Origin of the sequence: Acinetobacter sp. ANC 4654 (assembly GCF_002135425.1) — a bacterium.
GTDB lineage: Bacteria > Pseudomonadota > Gammaproteobacteria > Pseudomonadales > Moraxellaceae > Acinetobacter > Acinetobacter kyonggiensis.
Window position 1 is genome coordinate 90,825 of sequence record NZ_NEGL01000005.1, and the last position, 19,243, is coordinate 110,067.

General features: G+C 37.6%; 17 protein-coding genes. 2 read left to right on the forward strand and 15 right to left on the reverse strand.

Annotated elements, in window-relative coordinates:
* Positions 1-34 precede the first annotated feature (34 nt).
* The 5 genes from B9T24_RS09115 to B9T24_RS09135 form a co-directional block, all read right to left on the reverse strand.
* Complete coding sequence (locus B9T24_RS09115) at positions 35-1,864, reverse strand: diguanylate cyclase (RefSeq protein ID WP_171264881.1); 1,830 nt, start codon at positions 1,862-1,864, stop codon at positions 35-37.
* Between the two features lie 206 nt (positions 1,865-2,070).
* Positions 2,071-2,409: an FKBP-type peptidyl-prolyl cis-trans isomerase gene (locus B9T24_RS09120; protein WP_074944032.1), complete on the reverse strand. Its 339-nt coding sequence runs from the start codon at positions 2,407-2,409 to the stop codon at positions 2,071-2,073.
* Positions 2,410-2,502: 93 nt separating this feature from the next.
* A complete protein-coding gene (locus tag B9T24_RS09125) occupies positions 2,503-3,126 on the reverse strand; it encodes an MgtC/SapB family protein (protein ID WP_086165488.1) in 624 nt (207 codons plus the stop codon).
* Positions 3,127-3,212: 86 nt separating this feature from the next.
* Positions 3,213-3,743, reverse strand: coding sequence for a YaeQ family protein (locus B9T24_RS09130; RefSeq protein ID WP_004648171.1), 531 nt, complete (start codon positions 3,741-3,743; stop codon positions 3,213-3,215).
* Between the two features lie 42 nt (positions 3,744-3,785).
* The gene (locus B9T24_RS09135; RefSeq protein ID WP_086165489.1) at positions 3,786-4,817 is read right to left on the reverse strand and encodes a CobW family GTP-binding protein; all 1,032 of its coding nucleotides are present in this window, start codon (positions 4,815-4,817) and stop codon (positions 3,786-3,788) included.
* Positions 4,818-5,187: 370 nt separating this feature from the next.
* Between B9T24_RS09135 and B9T24_RS09140 the strand changes: the two genes are divergently transcribed.
* The gene (locus B9T24_RS09140; RefSeq protein ID WP_086165490.1) at positions 5,188-6,798 is read left to right on the forward strand and encodes a bifunctional 3-(3-hydroxy-phenyl)propionate/3-hydroxycinnamic acid hydroxylase; all 1,611 of its coding nucleotides are present in this window, start codon (positions 5,188-5,190) and stop codon (positions 6,796-6,798) included.
* Between the two features lie 92 nt (positions 6,799-6,890).
* On the opposite strand, the gene B9T24_RS09145 is transcribed toward B9T24_RS09140, so the two are convergent.
* The 9 genes from B9T24_RS09145 to B9T24_RS09185 all read right to left on the reverse strand — a co-directional run bounded on the left by B9T24_RS09145 (position 6,891) and on the right by B9T24_RS09185 (position 16,372).
* Entirely contained in the window at positions 6,891-7,505 is a 615-nt protein-coding gene (locus tag B9T24_RS09145) for a glutathione S-transferase family protein (RefSeq protein ID WP_086165607.1), read from the reverse strand.
* 153 nt (positions 7,506-7,658) lie between these two features.
* Positions 7,659-8,552, reverse strand: a complete 894-nt coding sequence (locus tag B9T24_RS09150) for a LysR substrate-binding domain-containing protein (protein WP_004648167.1) — start codon at positions 8,550-8,552, stop codon at positions 7,659-7,661.
* A 12-nt stretch (positions 8,553-8,564) separates the two neighbouring features.
* Entirely contained in the window at positions 8,565-9,752 is a 1,188-nt protein-coding gene (locus tag B9T24_RS09155; protein WP_171264886.1) for an MFS transporter, read from the reverse strand.
* A gap of 25 nt (positions 9,753-9,777) precedes the next feature.
* Entirely contained in the window at positions 9,778-10,347 is a 570-nt protein-coding gene (locus tag B9T24_RS09160) for a TetR/AcrR family transcriptional regulator (RefSeq protein ID WP_086165491.1), read from the reverse strand.
* A gap of 138 nt (positions 10,348-10,485) precedes the next feature.
* Positions 10,486-11,001 carry an acyl-CoA thioesterase gene (locus B9T24_RS09165; protein WP_074944010.1) on the reverse strand — a complete coding sequence of 172 codons (516 nt, stop codon included), beginning with the start codon at positions 10,999-11,001 and terminating at the stop codon, positions 10,486-10,488.
* 378 nt (positions 11,002-11,379) lie between these two features.
* Positions 11,380-11,571: a hypothetical protein gene (locus B9T24_RS09170; protein WP_086165492.1), complete on the reverse strand. Its 192-nt coding sequence runs from the start codon at positions 11,569-11,571 to the stop codon at positions 11,380-11,382.
* 309 nt (positions 11,572-11,880) lie between these two features.
* Positions 11,881-12,873 carry a patatin-like phospholipase family protein gene (locus B9T24_RS09175; protein ID WP_086165493.1) on the reverse strand — a complete coding sequence of 331 codons (993 nt, stop codon included), beginning with the start codon at positions 12,871-12,873 and terminating at the stop codon, positions 11,881-11,883.
* Positions 12,874-13,231: 358 nt separating this feature from the next.
* Positions 13,232-14,473: a sodium/glutamate symporter gene (gene gltS / locus B9T24_RS09180; protein WP_086165494.1), complete on the reverse strand. Its 1,242-nt coding sequence runs from the start codon at positions 14,471-14,473 to the stop codon at positions 13,232-13,234.
* Between the two features lie 567 nt (positions 14,474-15,040).
* Entirely contained in the window at positions 15,041-16,372 is a 1,332-nt protein-coding gene (locus tag B9T24_RS09185) for a DcaP family trimeric outer membrane transporter (RefSeq protein ID WP_086165495.1), read from the reverse strand.
* Positions 16,373-16,760: 388 nt separating this feature from the next.
* Between B9T24_RS09185 and B9T24_RS09190 the strand changes: the two genes are divergently transcribed.
* On the forward strand, positions 16,761-17,468 hold the full coding sequence (locus B9T24_RS09190; RefSeq protein WP_086165496.1) for a nitroreductase: 708 nt from the start codon (positions 16,761-16,763) through the stop codon (positions 17,466-17,468).
* Between the two features lie 435 nt (positions 17,469-17,903).
* On the opposite strand, the gene B9T24_RS09195 is transcribed toward B9T24_RS09190, so the two are convergent.
* Positions 17,904-19,121, reverse strand: coding sequence for a multidrug effflux MFS transporter (locus B9T24_RS09195; protein ID WP_086165497.1), 1,218 nt, complete (start codon positions 19,119-19,121; stop codon positions 17,904-17,906).
* Positions 19,122-19,243 lie beyond the last annotated feature (122 nt).

Here is a 19,243-nt window from a genome sequence, read left to right on the forward strand (position 1 = left end):
GTATTTTTAATCATCCGCAGCGCGAAAGGCATCTTTAAATTTGTTTGGCGCATCTCGCTTTATTTATCGCATTATGCACTTGATATTGATCTCGCCCAGCATGCTTCGCAGCATAGAGTTGCACATCCGCAGCTTTCATTAATTCATGAATATCTGCATATTGATGCTCTCGATCTATCCACGCAATGCCCATACTTAAAGTCACATATTGCTTTTTATCGGGTCGATTTAAATGTTCAAAGTGGTTTTTTCTGACCGCATTAAGCACCTGCTGCAAAACATTGAGCACCACGGCATGTGGGACATCATGCAAAATAATCGCGAACTCTTCGCCACCATAACGTGCAACATAGGCCGATTCGGGTAAAGCCCGTTGTATCACCGTAACCAAATCTTTCAAAATGGCATCGCCCTTTAAATGCCCATAGTAATCATTATAATTTTTAAAATAATCTACATCTAACATAGCAAAGGTCAATGTGCTGTTGGTATGATTATTTTGAGTCAGCATAAATAAACGCTGAATTTCATTATTTAAAGCACGGCGGTTAAATGCTCCTGTTAATGCATCAATTTGAATTTGCCGTGCTAACTTTTCATTTAACTGATGCAATTGTGAGGTACGTTGTTGTACTTTGTGATCTAAAGAACTGTTCAGCTCCACTAAATTGTCATTCAATTGCTGAATATAATAGGTATGATGGGCGTAATTTTTTGCCTGCTGGAACATAATCAGCAGCGCATAAAAACTGGTGGAAATAAACGAAAGATTAAAAGAGTCGATTAAATTAAGCGTCAATAAAAAGTCATGTAAAAAAGTGACACATAACAAAATAACCGCCCATAAATTGACCATAGAATATGGTTCTTTATGTTTTAGTATTAAATAAAAACCATAGGCAAAATTTGAAATGACCACAAAGCTAAACATAAAACTATAAAATGCGAAATGCTGAAATACTTCTGGTACGGTTAAAACTGTGACCACAATATCAATCGTCAGCAAAACCATAGCAGCAAAATACACAATCGGATGCAAATAGCGCTGATTGAGTAAAAACATATAACTCAGAAAAAAGACCACTGCCAAATAAGTAAACAGATATTCTAATCGTGCTCCCCACAACCAACTAATGTCGGTAAATGCAGTGTAAGCATACGGTGCTGAAAATAAATTATGTAAGGCTAAAAACAGGATAAAAATACCAAAGACAAATACTCGAATGTTACTGCGCCCAATGACACCTTGAAAAATTGAAAACATTAAGGTGAATATTCCAATCCCCAATACTGCACCGCAGACCAAACCAATACTCATCATCAACTGTTGGTATTGCCGACTGACGGTTTTAGAAATACCAATTCGCATGGGGTTTTCTAAACCACCATGCAGATGATTAAAATTGGAGGCTTGAATGGTCAGGGTAAAATATTCTTTATTCACAACAAAAAAAGCGATTCGAGGTGCATTTTCTGTTTGATGGCTTTTTGCATCCCGACCGACATCACCTAAACGGAGTAGAAAATCTCCATTTAAGTACATACGATAAGCACCATATTGATTCGGAATAAAAATTGCGATACGCCGCCCAAGATATTGTTTCGGTATTTTAAAATGCCCAATAAATGTGCCGTAGGTTTGATTGGTTCCAGTCAGTGCTTTGAAAGAAATTGGCAACTGTACTGTTTCTGATTTTAAGACTGAACTGGGTTTAATAATCAATTGTTCGGGATAATACTGCCACAGCCCATTTAACGGACTGGTGGTCTTATCGGTAAAATCGACCTGATTAATTAATTTCTGATGTAAGTAATAAGACTCAGACGCAGCTTCATATTGTGCACATGCGTATTTTTGCCACATGAATAAACATAAACATGCCAAAAGGAAAAATTTAAGAAAATGTATTAAATATTTTATTTTAAACAAAAAGCGAATCTTCCTTAAATTACGCTTAGCTATATCTTAATGTAACGATAAAAAAATAAAACTCAAATAACTTTTGTATCTTCTACAAGATTCATCCTTGTCTCTTGTAGAATATTTTTTAATCAAAGCATGCAATGTGCTTAATCACGTGTTTTTACGTCAAATAATTCAATTTCAAAAATAAGGTTTGAATTAGCAGGAATCACTTTACCCATTTTACGTTCACCATAAGCCAAATGTGCAGGAACCAGTAATTTACGTTTACCGCCCACTTTCATCCCCATAATGCCTTGATCCCATCCTTTAATCACACGGCCCGTCCCAATCACTGTTTCAAAGTAATTACCACGGTCAATTGATGAGTCAAACTTGGTGCCATCTTCTAACCAACCTGTATAATGCGTGGTAATCAGCGCACCTTTGACCGCTTCTTTGCCTTCACCCACTTTCAAATCAATAATTTCTAATTCATTCGACATTGTCATTTACCCAACCTACAGCTATGTTTTCGATCCATAGTATAAACTGGATTAGGGTCTGTTGAATTCCTTCCCATTTGAATGTTGCAACATTTAAAAACTCAGTTCTTCAATATTGGCATCATTGAGTAAATAAGCCGTCAATTTTTTATGATTTTCCGCTGAACCAATTAAAATCCACCGACCTCTAATTCTATGTTCTGTTTTATGTTGTGCGCTACGGACAACCTTCATGTTATAAGTTTTAAATAAATCTTCGTACTGATCTAATGTTTTTTGTTGAAATTCACAAACAATTCGATAGGTTCGTGCTTGGTTGAGTGACTCAATATGCTCTTGCACATAAATTAAAAAAATTAACACGATCAAAACAATCAGCGTCCCCAACAGACTCAACAGCTCGTAGCCCGCACCCACAGCCATGCCCAATGCAGCCGTCATCCAAATGGTGGTGGCCGTGGTAATGCCTGAAATGCGATTTTCATCTTTAAAAATCACACCTGCACCCAGAAAACCCAGCCCCGTTAAGATATTGGCGGCTAAGCGATCAGGGTTTTCCACACCAATTTTTAACGATAGAATCGTAAACAAACATGAACTTAAACTGACCATAATCATGGTTCTTAAGCCCGCAGATTTACTTCTATACTCACGTTCTGCACCAATAATTGCACCAATACCAAGCGCAATCAGCAAATGATATAAATCAGGATCCATTGATCTACCTGTTTTAAATTCTTGTTTTTAAGGTATACGCAATTTTGCTATTCGGATGCAAGCCTAAACCTGCATCCTCAAATAATTTACTGTAACTGTTCCCATTCAACCAATACTTGAGCTTGATCACCAATTAACGTCCACTCGCCATCCATCACATTTAATTGTAACTGCATGGTGCGTTCGCATAATTGTGGCAAAGCATCCGTTGTGGCAGTCGATAACTTCCAGACTTGCACATTACTCATGGTTTTTAATTTACTGTTGCGCTTATACCACTCATCAACAGCCGAGCCATACGTCACCACAGCAACTTGTTTACAGCGTGCGCTGGCTTTTTTAACTTTATCTTCATCTGGACTACCGACTTCAATCCATTTGATCAATTGACCCGTTAAATCTTTTTCCCACAAAGCAGGTTCATTGGTTTCAAATAAATCTTTGGTAAACTCTAAAGCTTCATCAGCAAAACGAGCATATGCCAAAATACGTACCATCAAGCGCTCAATCGTTTCTGACGGATGTAAAGCCATCGTCAGCTGATAATCAGCATATTGATGATCATCCATATTGGCAATATTCAAATCAGCCTTATAAATCGTTGCTTTAAGTGCCATAAAAAAGTCCTCAAATTTGGCGCTTAGCATATAAGATTTGAACTAAATTTGCTGAGTTGTTTTATCCGTATTATCGGCATTTAACTGACATTGAAATAATTGATCTTCAAAGTGTTGCCAATCACGCTGATCTTGCACAATAATTTCAATGCGGTTATCAATCCCCTCTTCTGAAGACTGATAATTAAATTGCTGCGGATTAAAATTAAAGGTTTTCCAGCCCTGATTGGTATTAAAAATACCTTTAATGCGCAGCCAATTTTGTTGCTCACAGAGCAAATCTAATAACGGATAAAAATCAAACAACCAACGCTTAGGTAATTTCCAGCCTGCCACGCTATACCCTTGTGTCGTTTCGACATAGTGATAAGGCAACTGTTTAATTTCAGGCAAAGTCTGTCCTGCAAGCAATGTTTTTTGAATTTTCAGTAAAGGTTGAATCTTACGTTCAGTCCCAATATAAGGCTGATCAATCTGCTCAAGAGCAATATCAGCTTGCCCACTCCTAAGCCAAGTTTGTGCATACGCCTGATATTCTGTCTGTAAGATTTCTAAGGCTTGCTGATCGACAAAATCCATACGATCTGCATGAGAAACCACAATAATCTGCGCAGCTTTCAATTGGTCGGCATACAAATTTTGCTCAGTCCATTGGCAATCATGTAAGCGTGAACCATCCACCACGGTCACTAAAGCACGCATCGCAATACTTTGCTGCCAATGCAGTTCGGTCAGTTGTTCCAACAATTGTGCAGGATGCCCCAAACCCGTCGGTTCAATAAACAATCGGTTTGGTTTGGTTTCTGACAATAGTCGCGATAAAGCAATTTGCATGGGTAATTGACTACTACAACACAAACAACCACCCAAGAGTTCTTTGACTTCATAGCCTTGGGTTTGCGGCAACATCTGCTGATCGACCCCAATTTGCCCAAACTCATTCATCAACACGGCCCAGACTTCATTTTCTGGCTTTTGGCTAAGTAAATGCTTCAGCAAAGTGGTTTTTCCAGCGCCTAAAAATCCAGAAATAATATGAGTAGGTACAGCTTGCGTTGGAGAAATCAGTTTCAAAACTTACTCGCTTTTAACTAAAGTGGACATTAATTCAGGTCATCATCAGCTCAAATCACACTCAAGATCTGCTGAATGGCTCCACTTTAATTTCTTCCTTGCCAGATGGCAACGTATTCAAATTCATTTATAAATTTTAAAAGCCTTTTCATCTGTAAGAAGGTCATTATGAGTCATAGAAAAAAATGATTACTCATTTAAAAAATCGTATGGTTAAATTTATTATTATTTTATATTTTTCAATGTTTTGATATATCACATAGTCTTTGGCATGTTTTCTTTTTAATCAACATATCTACTATGGCATAGCTTGTTCAGCCTCTCAAATTCATCGTTAATAGCATTATTGTGAATTGAATGGATATTCGCTGTGAGCACAAACAAAACGAATTATACGACTGAAGTAGCTATATTGGGCGCAGGTCCTGTTGGTTTAACAATTGCGAATTATTTAAGTAAGCAAGGCGTACAAGTCACTATTATTGAGCAGTTGGATAGTTTAATTGACTACCCACGTGCGATTGGGATTGATGATGAATCTTTGCGTACCATTCAATCTCTCGGTTTAGTCGATCAAGTATTACCACATACCACACCAAACCATGCGATGCGTTTCTTAACCCCCAAAGGTCGCTGTTTCGCAGATATTCAACCACTGACTCGTGAATTTGGTTTCTCACGTCGCAATGCCTTTATTCAACCTCAAGTTGACAATGTTTTACTGCAAGGTTTAAAACAATACCCAACAACAAAGGTCTTATTTTCACGTCAGCTCAATGAATTTAGCCAAGATGCAAATGGTGTCACACTAAAGCTTCAAGACAAAAATCAAAAACAAGAAACTATTCATGCACAATATTTAATTGCCTGTGATGGGGGCAATTCCATTGTGCGTCGTAATTTAAATATTGCTTTTGATGGTAAAACTGCACCGAACCAATGGATCGTCATCGACATTGAAAATGATCCTTTAGCCACACCGCACATTTACTTATGCTGCGACCCAGTACGCCCATATGTATCGGCGGCTTTACCACACGGTATTCGTCGTTTCGAATTTATGGTCATGCCCGGTGAAACTCAAGAAGAACTTAGCAAAGCAGAAAATATTGCAAAATTATTGTCTAAAGTTTTACCCAATGCTGAAAACATTGAAGTGATTCGTCAACGGGTCTATACCCACAATGCACGTATTGCCGATAAGTTCCGTGTCGAGCGTATTTTACTGGCGGGTGATGCTGCACATATTATGCCAGTATGGCAAGGTCAAGGTTATAACAGTGGTATGCGAGATGCCTTTAACTTAGCGTGGAAAGTTGCGCTGGTGGTACAAGGTAAAGTAACTGCTGATCTATTGGATTCGTACCAAGTTGAACGTAAAGACCATGCCAAAGCGATGATTGATCTTTCTGTGATGGCAGGTCACGTGCTTGCGCCACCGAAAAAATGGCAAGGTTTTGTCCGTGATGGAATTGCTTATGCATTAAATTACATCAAACCGATTAAGCAATATTTGCTTGAAATGCGTTTTAAACCTATGCCTAAATATAACGATGGTGCCTTGCTGGCAGATGGTAAGAAAGAATCGCCTATTGGTAAAATGTTCATCCAACCGCATGTAAAACTGGAGTCGGGTGAAAAAGTTTTACTGGATGACATCATTGGCAATGACTTTGCCATTATCGCTTGGGGTGTCGACCCTCAATGGGGAATTAACGATGCCAATATGCAAGTGTGGAAAAAATTAGGGGTTAAATTCATTCAAATTATTCCTGAAGTTCAATTTGGCAATGAAAACCGTAAAAAGTTTGAAGGCGTGATTACTTTAGGTGATATTGGTACAGACATTCGTACATGGTTTGGTAAAACATCTGAATCTGTTGTTATTTTACGTCCTGACCGCTTTGTGGCCGCGCTTGCGATTCCACAAACTTTAGATCAGGTCAGCCAACAATTGTTCAAAAAGCTGCATGTAAAATAATTCATCAACTGAATCATATTTACAGATCTGACCACGCAAAAGCGTGGTCTTTTTATTTCATCTGGATGATTAAATTAACCATATAAAACAGATTAGCCATTTAATTTCTGAAACCAAACCACATCTTTCATCGAATCACGCTGCTTAATCAATTCAAGAAAAGGTTTGAACTCATCAAGATAAGGTAGGATTTTGAAGGCAATTGCAAAAACCAGCCAGTAACCCAAATATAAATCTGCTGCTGAAATTTTTTCCCCAAGCAAATAAGGATTCGCCTGCTGCATCCCCTGTTTTAAAAAGGCAAATAACGTTTCTTGATCACCAAATGCTAAGCCTCGTTTTTTCTGTTCGATTCTTTCATTCGATACTTCAAGACTGCGCAAATCCATATATTCAGTCAAAGGACCATGACAAAAAAACATCCATTTCAAATATGCCCCACGCTTGGGATCATCCAATGCGGGTGCCAAACCCTTTTCAATATATTTATCGGCCAGATAGGTAAATATTGCAGCCGTTTCAGAAATTACGATACCTTGATCGACCAAACAAGGGACTTTCCCCATAGGATTAATGTTCAAATAATCTGCTTTATGCATATCTTCATAAGCAATCTGAATTTGATCAATTTGCTCTGCAATTCCCAACTCTTTGAGCAAAGGAAAAAGGGTCATACCACGTGATTGTGCATTGTTATATAACTTCATCATTCTTATCATGCCTATATTGTTGTTTTAGATTTTAATTATAAAAAGCTAAAACAGTTTGTGCATTATTGTTATGTGATGTGTGTAATCGCTCACGATGCTTTTGATTTTTTAAAGCATCGCGCAACATTTAGAATTTTAATGCTGAGATTTTTAAAAGAAGCCCATATAAAACTGCTCTTTTAATATTTTTAAAATCAGTTCAATGACTTCATTTTTTTGACCTTTACGATAACTTGCATGCAAGTCAATCATCGGCAACGGCTCAATGGTATTTTTTACCACAATTTTATCGCCCAAAAGCGGAATCACATAAGCGGGCACCAAGCTCCAACCCACTCCCATCCCCACTAAGTTGACATTCAATAAAATATTGGTCGATTGTTGCACCACATTTACATTCAATTTGGACTGCTTAAAGAAATCCGTAATAATTTTATACAGTTGTGGTGATGCAACTTCATCACTAATAATAAAATCTTGCTGATTAAAGCTCTTAATACTCACATGACGCTGTGCAGCAATGGCCGAGTCTTTGGGAACAATTAAAGCCAAAGGCTCACTAAAAATTTGTACATGCTCAAGTTCACTTGACTCATCCACATAGCGCGTAAAAGCGATATCAATATCGCCTTTTTTTAACGCTTTAAATTGATTTGCATCCGTCAAACTATGAAAATTAATTTTAATTTCAGGAAAATGCGCCCGAATATTCGGCATGATATAGGGGAAAATTTTCATTTCAGCCACAGGAACAAAACCAATATTCAGTTGGTCTTTGTTTAAATTGGCAATTTTCCGTGCATCTTGAATGGCTTTTTCAGCATGCTCTAAACTTAACAAGGCTTCTTTTAAAAATGCTTTGCCTTCTTCAGTCAGTTCAACTTTACGATTCGAGCGAATCAGCAATTGCACACCGACCTCTTGTTCAAGGTCTTTAATCTGCTGGCTTAAAGAAGGTTGTACCGTGCACATACGCTGTGCAGCTTTAGTAAAATTCAGCTCTTCTGCCACTGCAACGAAATAGCGTAAATGACGTAATTCCATGGCCGTACCTCTTTATTTGGGTTGTTTAACTGTTGCTGAAACGGTGTATTTATAGACAAATAATGTTGCCACAGTAATGACAGCACAGCATAGATAAGTCATTTGATAACCATAGTAGGCAATGATCAAACCAAGGATCACTGAACCCATCGCCATGCCTAAATCAAATAAGGTGAAGAAGGTCGAAATTGCATGACCCATGCGCTGTTTAGGCACAGACTGTATAGCCAGCGTTTGAAAACATGGAAATAATGAACCATAGCCAATACCAATAAATATAGCAGAGAGCCAAAGCATCCATTGATTGGAGATAAAGCTGACAATGACCAAACCAATCGCAAAGAAAATAAAGGACGGATAAATCACCGCACTCGCACCTTTACGATCATAAATTTTACCCACCCAAGGACGTACAATAATCATCGAAATGGCAAAAACAATAAAAAATAAACTGGTATAGGCAAGCAGCTGTTGAGCTTCACTATATGCGGTAATAAAACTCATAATACTGGCATAAGCAAATGCAGTGAGCAAAGCAACAAAACCGATAGGCACGACACGCATTTCAATAATGTCATGAAAACCTAGACGCTTTTCTACCCCTTGATCATCACTTGAATCCATCTGATTTTTTGCTACAGGAACCATCAGACAAAACATAAAGCCCAGACAAACCACACTGGCTAAAATTAAAAATAGGTTTTTAAAATCAGTAAATTGAATAATAGTTAATGCCAACAATGGCCCAAACACCACGGCAAGATTGGTCGACATGACGAAATATCCCATGCCTTCACCCTTACGATGATCGGGAATAAAATCATTGGCAATAGGCACTGTAACCGTAGTCAAAACACTAAACCAAATACCATGAATAAAACGAATCACCAATAAAGCCCACAAACTATCGGCAAATAAATAGCTGAACGCAAAAAGTACAAATAAAAATGCTGAACCACGGAACGCTATTTTTTTTCCTAATTTTTCAACAATCAGTCCAGAAAATGGACGAACCGCAATCGAAGACACCAAAAATAAGGTCAATGCCAAACCCGCTTCTTTTACCGTTCCACCTAAATTTTTCATGATATAAATCGGTAAAATGGTCAGTAGTGCATAATAATAAGTAAATAAAAACAAATTATTAAAAAGGCACAAGATAAAAGAGCGATTCCATAAACGCTCAGTGGCTGTCGTAATCATAATGATCAACTTACTTGCATAGCTATGGTGAATTTTGAACAAGAATGGGTTGCATGACTAAACTGACCAGATGTTCAATGTAGGTTTGATCAGGTATTCGATTGAAGAAAATAATTTGATAATGGATTGGGCCATAAAGCGTATCCAGCATCAGTTCAAAAGGATATTCAGCAATAATTTCATGACGCTGAATGGCGATTTGAATCAACTTACGCATTTGCTCACGGCGTGGTAATAAATACTGTTTAAAGAATTCACCCGCAGCTTCACGATGTTCCGCCATCACCACCAATAAGGCTCGACCCACAGGATGGTTTAATGCTTGTGATAACTTTAAAAGTTGCTGGTTAAAATTAAATGCCAAACTTTGTTGAAAATCTAATTCAAACACAGGTGCAGTTTGTTCTTTAAACGCATCTAAGACCAAATCGGACTTATGCTTCCACCAGCGATAGATCGTAGATTTACCCACCCCTGCACGTGCCGCGATGTCTTCTACAGTTAAATGACGATAATCATATTCTTCTAATGCCTCAGACACTGCATTTAAAATACACTGCTTACGGCGTGAAGTTTTTTCCGCTTCAGTCATTACACCATCCAAACAAAACGATACGTATCGTTTTATATTATGCTGATTTATGCTGCCTGTATAGCGTAAATCTTATTTTTGAATCAAAAAAAAGACCGCTTAGAAGCAGTCTGTTTATTCAATCAATAATGCGTAGCATTATGAAGTTTTTTTATAAATACTACATGATGGATGATGGCTTTCTTGTAGACGCGCCACTTTACGATGTTCGGCAGCCTCAAAACGGCAACGTTTCCAATCATTGTCTAAATTTAATGCAGGAATTTGTTGTGGCTTACCACTTTTATCGACAGCAACCATGGTGAAATAGCAACTATTGGTATGACGCACGGTACGCTTTTGAATGTTCTGCGCTTCTACACGAATCCCGATTTCCATTGACGTCCGACCCACATGGTTTACGCTAGCAAGGAAAGTAACCAATTCACCAACATGGATCGGTTCTTTAAAATTTACTTTATCGACCGACAAAGTCACTACATAGCAACCTGAATAGCGGCTAGCACATGCATAAGCGACTTGATCCAACAATTTTAAAATTGTTCCACCATGAACATTACCTGAAAAGTTTGCCATATCAGGGGTCATTAATACTGACATGGTCAATTCAGCCTGGTCATCTAATGCTGGAGCAATTTGATCTAATGGGGACATCGCGTTCTCTAGACTCTTTAACAGACAATAGTATATGTAACTATTATTATATCGTTTTTCAAAGAAATTGAATGTCCCAATTGACAATAAAATCATCATTATTATTTATAGTTAAAAAAGCAGCATTCCCAAAAAGATACAAAAAACCAACTCAAGCCACTGTATATTATTAATTTTTTATATATCACTGATTTATAGAATAAATGCTCAAAAAGAATTATTACAAAAAACACCCACCGATAAATTGAAAACTTTCTCCGTTCATTCTCTTATGTTTTGCCTGTTACGGATCAAGCATGCATGCAAATCCATTTGCAGGTACGGTCTAATATATTGAATGACTAAGATAAAACTGAATAAACAAGATGAAGCAAATACTTATACTTTACGTAACATCTCTTGAGAAATATTTCCATAATTCAGCACATTTTGCTGATCTAACTGTGTTTCAATCCCATATGTACCATCTGTATTTTCCGAAATCACGGTAAAAACCAGATGCTCCATAGAGGCCATTTTGACTTTATGACCTATGGTAATTTTTTCTATCTTCGGATTACTCTTATTCATTTAACCATCCTTATAGATACAGGTTTTTGTATCAAATTTATTGAGATGAAGTTTATTGACTTTCTTGTAGTGGGTAAACTTAAATAATTGAATAAAAAGTATTAATCTAAAAATTATATAGAATAAGACCTTTAGCCACTTAATTTATTTTCATTAAAAATATCAATAAATTAGTTTACTTTTACAATATAACCCACTCAAATGAGATTATTTTACGATCAAAAAATCACACTCATCGGCTTAAAAGAATAATAAAATCTAATTTTAAACTTGCTGAATCTACCTGCATCATTGCAGTCATCAGTTTGCTTAATCATGTACACTGAATTGCTGAAGCTTCTGCCCTTGTGGCATCTGTTTTTGATTAAAGACCGTTGAAATTTGCTGTAATTGATTTTGTGCTGCATCAATGCCCGCTTGTATGGTCATTTCACGACCTTTGACATCAAAAATATGTCCCTTCTCTCTTAAATCAGGCTGAATCACGATATTTGCATGTTTAAGCTCTTCTCTGGCTAAGTGGTTCTGCATAATATTAATATTTTGATTAAACATCCCCCAAACATTACTGGTTTCAGTATGCATCGGTTGAGCTAAAATATCGACTGCAATAATAATATCCGCGCCTAAATCACGAGCAACATCGACAGGTACAGGACTGACTAAACCGCCATCGACATATTCATCTTCACCAATCTTTGTGGGAACAAACATACTCGGGATAGACACTGATGCACGTACAGCTTGCCCAGTGTTACCATAATTAAATACCACTTTTTTGCCTTCTTTTAATTCTGTCGCCACCACATACATCGGTGTTTTAAGCAATTCTAAAGGCGTATTATTCACTTGTTGATTGACATAATTTTCAACTTTTTTGCCATCAAAAAAACCTTTCATGTCCAGTTTGATATCACGTACATCATTGGCTTTCATGTTCAACGCAATGTCACGCAATTCATCCGCTGTTTTACCGCTTGCATAAATTGAACCGACAATGCTTCCTGCACTCGTACCCACAATAAAGTCAGGTCGAATACCCTGTTGTTCCAAGACTTTAATCACACCGATATGTGCATAGCCGCGTGCACCGCCACTGCCGAGTACCAAAGCCACGATGGGACGACTTTGTTGTTGCTTTATTTTTTTAAAATTGATCCGATCTGCACGAACTTGAGCCTCAACACTCGGTGATTCAGATAGGCCTGTAGAACCCACAGTAATCTTGGACTGCGGCATTGTTTGGCAGCCCACAACACTGAATACTGCAAAAGCAATAAAACCATATTTAATCTTGATCATGAATCACCTAATGATAAATAAGCTTAGCTTTTAAAAGTTGCATAGTGTAGAAACGATCCATTTTTTACACTGTAGTATTTCGTTAAACTGTCATCTAAAAAGATTAGTCTGTATAAGAATACCCCAAATAAATCCGCCCATCTCACCTCTTCATTATCGCACTATTTTCCTGACTTTGTTTAACTTCACCTGCCCTTCACTCCGCAGCCCTGCTGTATATTTTCTCAAGTTTTACTCAATACGAGTAAAGCCTAAATATTCTAGAACACAGCACTGATTGAGTTAGCTTTGCGTAATAGCAGCATCGCCAAAAAAAAGAAAAGCCTGAAAAACAGGCTTTTCATAGCAATATCAAGGCTTATGCAAAAAACTTAAGAATAAGCTGAATCACTGTCGCATTAATTAAATCGACAAAGAATGCACCACATAATGGAACAATCAAGAAAGCTTTATGCGATGGGCCGTACATATTGGTAATGGCCTGCATATTGGCTACGGCAGTAGGTGTTGCTCCCATACCAAAACCACAATGTCCCGCAGCAAGCACAGCCGCATCATAATCTTTACCCATCACACGGAAAGTTACAAATGCAGCGTAAAGCGCCATCGTCAAGGTTTGCGCACCTAAGATAATAACCAATGGACCAGCCAAATCGCTCAACAACCATAACTTCAATGAAAGTAATGCCATTGCCAAATAAAGTGATAATGATGCATTACCAAATACGTCAATTGCGCGGTCAAAGATCTCTACTTTGAAAATTCCTTCTAGAACATTCCGTAGAATCACCCCGCCAGCCAACGTCCAAACAAAGGTCGGAAGTTCAAACCAAGTGCCTTTACTAAAGCCCGTCATAAATTCAGCAAATGCTAAACACGCTGCGAACATACCCAAAGTAGTAATCGCATTATCAGCTGTAATTAAACGAACCTGATGTGGATATTCAAATTGGGTAAACTCAGTCGAGTCGGTATCAGCATTAAGGGTTGAGTCACGATCAGCAATTTGTTTATTGGTACGAGAGATAGCCAGTTGATGACGATTAATCAACATTTTAGCTAAAGGACCACCAATAATACCGCCAATAATTAGACCAAAAGTCGCACTCGCCATACCCAAGGCTAATGCACCCTGAATACCATGCTGTACTTCTAAAATCTCACCCCAAGCACCCGCTGTACCATGACCGCCCGTGAGCGTAATTGAACCAGCAATCAGACCAATTAAAGGGTCAATACCCAATAAAGTCGCCAAGCCAATACCAACAAAATTTTGTACCACAATAAACGAGGCAACACAGACGAGGAAAATAACCAGCCCGATACCACCTTCTTTTAACTTAGCAAAGTTTGCACTTAGACCAATAGAAGCAAAGAAAATCAGCATAAAACTGGTTTGTAATGCACTACTGGTCGAGATACTCAAACCCCAAATATTGTGTACAAACAATGAAACAATCGCGGCAACCAAACCACCAGCAACAGGCTCAGGGATATTATAGCGCTTTAAAAAATCAATTTTATTGACAAGAAAACGTCCTAATAAAAGAACGATTACCGCTGCAATCAGCGTATAAAAGGCATTAAAAGTAAATTCCATCATTATTGTCCATAAAATAGTTGGATTCTTTTTGTTCTATAGCCTTATTAGCACTTGAAAGAAATGAAACTTCAAGCATCATTTGGTAAATACCCAACCACAATGAAAGCTATACAACAAAAAGGTATAAGAACAAAAATTCATTTTTGATGAAACTACAGGACAGCGAGATGACTTTTTCCATCACGATGGAAAATCATAAAAAGAGACAATGCGAGTTACTACGTTCTAGCGATCAAAACAAAAGAATCATTTCATTTGATGCCAACTAACCGACTGACTCATGAGAGATTATCTCATCTAAAGCTTCTAGTCCTGGTCATGCTGATTCACGCAGGGTATGCAAAAATCAACATACATCACTCACAATAATAATGGTATTACGGTAAGTAATGTTCAAAAAAGAGGATACATTATGCAGATTTAGCTATTAATGTCTTTAGTTTTTTACAATTTTATCAATTACTGTAAATTATTATTTTTTATATTACATTCAAATTTCAATATTTTTTAATAAAAAAGAGGCGAATTAATCGCCTCTTTTGCTCTATCTAAACTTTTAAATTATTAGAAGCTATATTTAGCCATTAAACCTACACGGTTATCTTTATATGACTGTCCAGCAAATGTATCACGCTTACCATTGATGTATTCAACACCTAAGTCAATTGGCGCAACAGGTGTATAGATAAAGTTAACCCATGCTTGTTGAACTTTTTCATTACCCGCAGTGTTGAGCGTTGCATAATCAGTATCATCATCAGCAAAAATTGCACCATACGCTAAAGTCGAACGGAAGTTAGGTGAAAATTTATAAGTTGCACCGACTTGAACAGCATTAAATTCATTTTGTTCAATGCTGTTATTCGTTGTATTCACAGCATAAGCTGAATTAGCACCGTATAAATAATTGCTATTACCAACAACATGAGAAATATCAGCTGATACTTTCAATGGCGCAGATACTTGATAATTAACACCTGCTGCAACACCCCAGCCAGTTTCATTATCATCAGCAACAGCCGATTTATAATTTTCAACCAATGCACGAGCTGAAGCAGAACCTTTGCCTTCGGCAAAACCTTGGGTTAACTTAGCAGTCAATGTAGGCAAACTATACTTCACATCAGCTGCTGTACCAGTAATACGGTCAGAACCTGTTGCACTTGCTAAAGTTGCTAAGCTATTACCTTTCTCAGCAGAAATAAATAATTGTGTTGCAGGCGCTAATTTAACACCATAACGGACTAAAGGAACACGCGCCGTACCACCACCAAGGTTAGTATTAAAATCAATCATTTCAGGTGCATGATTCGACAGGAAATTCGAGGTTGTTTGACCAAACAACCAATCGTTATAAGTCAAATAAGCATGACGAATACGCAAGCTTTCAGTTGAACTTGCAAAGTCAACTTCTACTTTACCACCGACTTTTGCATCGCCAACAGGTGTATTAAAATCTAAACCGATACGTGTGGTTTTAGCCGTCGCACGTAATTTATCATTTACTAATGGAGCACCAGTAGAACCAGATTTATGTACTGCATTAAAGTCGTCATCCGCGCCTTCAATAATGTAGTTAGCATCGCCACGGACAAAACCATAAAGGTTTACATTTGCGCCTGCTTTAGATTTAAAACCTGTAAGTGGCGATTCAGCTTTCACTGCTACTGCTGCAATTTGTACAGGTTGCGCTTTTACTTGTTCAATTTGAGTTTGTTGCTGTTGTTGAACTTGATGTTGTTGTTGAATTAAAGATTTTAATGCATCAACTTCTTTACGTAGTTGTTGAATTTGTTCTTGCTCAGCTTTACCCGCATGTGCTGTGCTTACCATTACAGCTGTCACGGCTAATGCTAGGCTTTTAGCCATAAATTTACGGTTGAGTAAGCGACTCATTCTAATCTCCAATTTAAATATCTCGCATCCGTGCATAAATAATCCTGAACAACTCAACAAATGAATGAAAAATATAGATTCATTTTTGTAAAAAGCTTCAAAAATCATTGCATTTTCTGCTAGTAGTACTGTGAAAAAGCTCAAAATATTATAAAAGTGCAACATATGTAAACCATATGTAACTGTCAATCTATCAAGTTCTCTGCTTTATTAATATCAGTTTTGTCAAACAACGATTGAAAAACTATCTTATTTCTTTATGTTTATTTAAAAATAATGAATATATTCTTTAGCTTAGCTATTATTCACATAAAGTATTGCGTACAAATATTCGACTAATGTATATAGTAAAGTTCAGCTAAAAAACTGCTTTTAAAAAGGAATTTTCATGAATTTGCAACAAGTTCACCATGTCGATGATGCCATTACCTCACGCCATTCCGTTCGTGCGTTTCTCAATAAAACGGTTGACGCTCAAATCATCAAAGATATTTTGAGCGTAGCCAGTCGCGCACCTTCAGGAACCAACACACAACCTTGGAAAATCTATGTGGTGACTGGAAAAAAACGCAATGAAATGGTAGAGCGTGTTTGTAAAGCACAAATCGAGCTATTTACACAACCTGAACTTGCCAGCCAATATCAAGAAACCTTTGCTTATTACCCAGAAAATTGGATTTCACCCTTCATTGACCGTCGCCGTGAAAATGGCTGGGGATTATATGGTTTATTAAATATCCAAAAAGGTGAAAAAGAAAAAATGGCACGCCAACAACTGCGCAATTACCAATTGTTCGATGCACCCGTCGCCTTGTATTTTACTGTCAACAAAGCCATGGGCATTGGTTCTAAAATGGATATTGCCATGATGATTCAAAATGTCATGATTGCAGCAAAAGCACGTGGTCTCGATACCTGCCCTCAAGCAGCATGGAATCATTTTCATCCGATTGTACTGGATGTACTGGGTGCACCTGAAGATGAAGAATTGGTTTGTACCATTGCTTTAGGCTATGCCGATACGGATGATATCGTGAATACTTTTATTACCCCACGTATTGCCGTTGAAGAATTTACTGTTTTCTTAGATCAATAATTCAATTCATCCATATAAAAAAGAGACCCAGAATGAATAACACCAGTCAATTAAGAAATTGATTGGCATTTTATTTTTTAAATTCATGATTTTACTCGATACGCGGAAACGTCATCCGCAACTGTTCGAGGCATGAGGTGTATACACCGCAAGATTGAAAAAGTAAGGTTTCTGCGATTAAGCAATCAATAAAAGGTATTTGGCGAGTTTTGCGGTGAGGCGCACAGCACCGCAAGATGCCTTTCTTGCGAACTCAAAATATATTTTGAGTTTCTCATTTGGGCTTATCCAAAGTAATAGATGAGCTCCAAATATTTGATTTAAAAAATATAAGACTCCGTCATGAATAACTAGAAAGCTAAGGACTTTATTTCTAAAGCCCTTAACTGACTGGCATCACCCCGAATGAAGGTCTCTTTTTTATTTATTCACATATTAGCGATGACTGCTTTGATGCTCTACAGGTGGTGTTAATTTCATAATGGCAACCAGCGTGATGACAACAAAAATCAACATTAAGATTCCCATATTCAAAAGTGCATTCCAAACTAGAAAATTCAAAATCACCCCACCAAGTAAACCACAGGCAAATTGCATACTGCCCATAATAGCACTGGCTGTTCCTGCTCGCGCACCTTGCTCAGACATGGCTAAAGCCATAGCATTCGGCCCAGTAAAACCGATGCCTGAAACCGCCAAAAACATGCCGATAAAAACAATCCACAAAGGGCTATGACTGAATAAACCCACAATAAATAAAATAGATGCACCGAACAGCTGTAGCATACCGCCCATTTTCAAACGATTCAGTACTGAAAATTTATAGGCAAGTTTTTTATTGAGGGTCGATAACAACATAATACCAAAAGCATTTAGACCAAAAGCATAAGCGAATTGTTGTTGATTTAAACCATAGTCATCCATGAGTACTGAAGCTGATGAACTGATATAGCAAAATAAAATGCCGCCAGAAAAACAACCTGCCAACATGGGCCAACGGAAACTCTCATCTTTTAAAATCACTGCATATAAATTTAGAATTTGGTTAATATTTAACTTTAAACGACGTTCAGGCGCTAAACTTTCTTTAAAGAAAAAATGTACGCACAAGAGACAGACTACACCCATCAAAGTCAAAAATACAAAAACGGCATGCCAAGAAAAAAACTTAAGCACCATCGCCCCCAAACTAGGTGCAATAATTGGGGCAATTCCCATCACAATCATCATACTGGCAAAAGCTTGTGCAGAAGCATGCATATCTAAACGGTCACGAATCGCAGCGCGAGCAATCACCACCCCAACGCAACCACCAACCGCCTGTAAAATACGTGCCGCAATTAAACTCCATTCATTGGTCGCAAAAATACATAACATACTTGCCACAATATAAAGGATTAAACCAAAATACAGTGGTGCTTTACGTCCAATTCGATCACTCAATGGCCCATAAACCAATTGTCCCAATGCTAAACCTAAAAAATATGCAGGTAAGGTATTGGCAACCATTTGTGTACTTACGCCAAAATCCTGTGCCATTTGCGGCAACGCGGGCAAGTACATATCTATCGAAAGTGGACCTAAGGATGTCAATAATGCCAACAGCATTATCCATGCCGTGGAATATTGTGGAGTAGACTGTTGTACAGACATATGGATATTTAATTTTTAAATGATAGCTTTGAAGACAAGCTTACACTGTACATAGTATTATTTCTAAGAATTGAGAGTGAAAAATCACATAATTTTACTTCATGATGCATAGATCACTTTGT

Bases quoted from the DNA above. Each gene is read 5' to 3' on its own strand.
- B9T24_RS09115 (WP_171264881.1), bottom strand. From the start codon at position 1,864: ATGTGGCAAAAATACGCATGTGCACAATATGAAGCTGCGTCTGAGTCT.
- gltS (WP_086165494.1), bottom strand. From the start codon at position 14,473: ATGGAATTTACTTTTAATGCCTTTTATACGCTGATTGCAGCGGTAATC.
- B9T24_RS09160 (WP_086165491.1), bottom strand. From the start codon at position 10,347: ATGACTGAAGCGGAAAAAACTTCACGCCGTAAGCAGTGTATTTTAAAT.
- B9T24_RS09175 (WP_086165493.1), bottom strand. From the start codon at position 12,873: ATGATCAAGATTAAATATGGTTTTATTGCTTTTGCAGTATTCAGTGTT.
- B9T24_RS09165 (WP_074944010.1), bottom strand. From the start codon at position 11,001: ATGTCCCCATTAGATCAAATTGCTCCAGCATTAGATGACCAGGCTGAA.
- B9T24_RS09190 (WP_086165496.1), top strand. From the start codon at position 16,761: ATGAATTTGCAACAAGTTCACCATGTCGATGATGCCATTACCTCACGC.
- B9T24_RS09145 (WP_086165607.1), bottom strand. From the start codon at position 7,505: ATGAAGTTATATAACAATGCACAATCACGTGGTATGACCCTTTTTCCT.
- B9T24_RS09130 (WP_004648171.1), bottom strand. From the start codon at position 3,743: ATGGCACTTAAAGCAACGATTTATAAGGCTGATTTGAATATTGCCAAT.
- B9T24_RS09150 (WP_004648167.1), bottom strand. From the start codon at position 8,552: ATGGAATTACGTCATTTACGCTATTTCGTTGCAGTGGCAGAAGAGCTG.
- B9T24_RS09195 (WP_086165497.1), bottom strand. From the start codon at position 19,121: ATGTCTGTACAACAGTCTACTCCACAATATTCCACGGCATGGATAATG.
- B9T24_RS09170 (WP_086165492.1), bottom strand. From the start codon at position 11,571: ATGAATAAGAGTAATCCGAAGATAGAAAAAATTACCATAGGTCATAAA.
- B9T24_RS09120 (WP_074944032.1), bottom strand. From the start codon at position 2,409: ATGTCGAATGAATTAGAAATTATTGATTTGAAAGTGGGTGAAGGCAAA.
- B9T24_RS09125 (WP_086165488.1), bottom strand. From the start codon at position 3,126: ATGGATCCTGATTTATATCATTTGCTGATTGCGCTTGGTATTGGTGCA.
- B9T24_RS09185 (WP_086165495.1), bottom strand. From the start codon at position 16,372: ATGAGTCGCTTACTCAACCGTAAATTTATGGCTAAAAGCCTAGCATTA.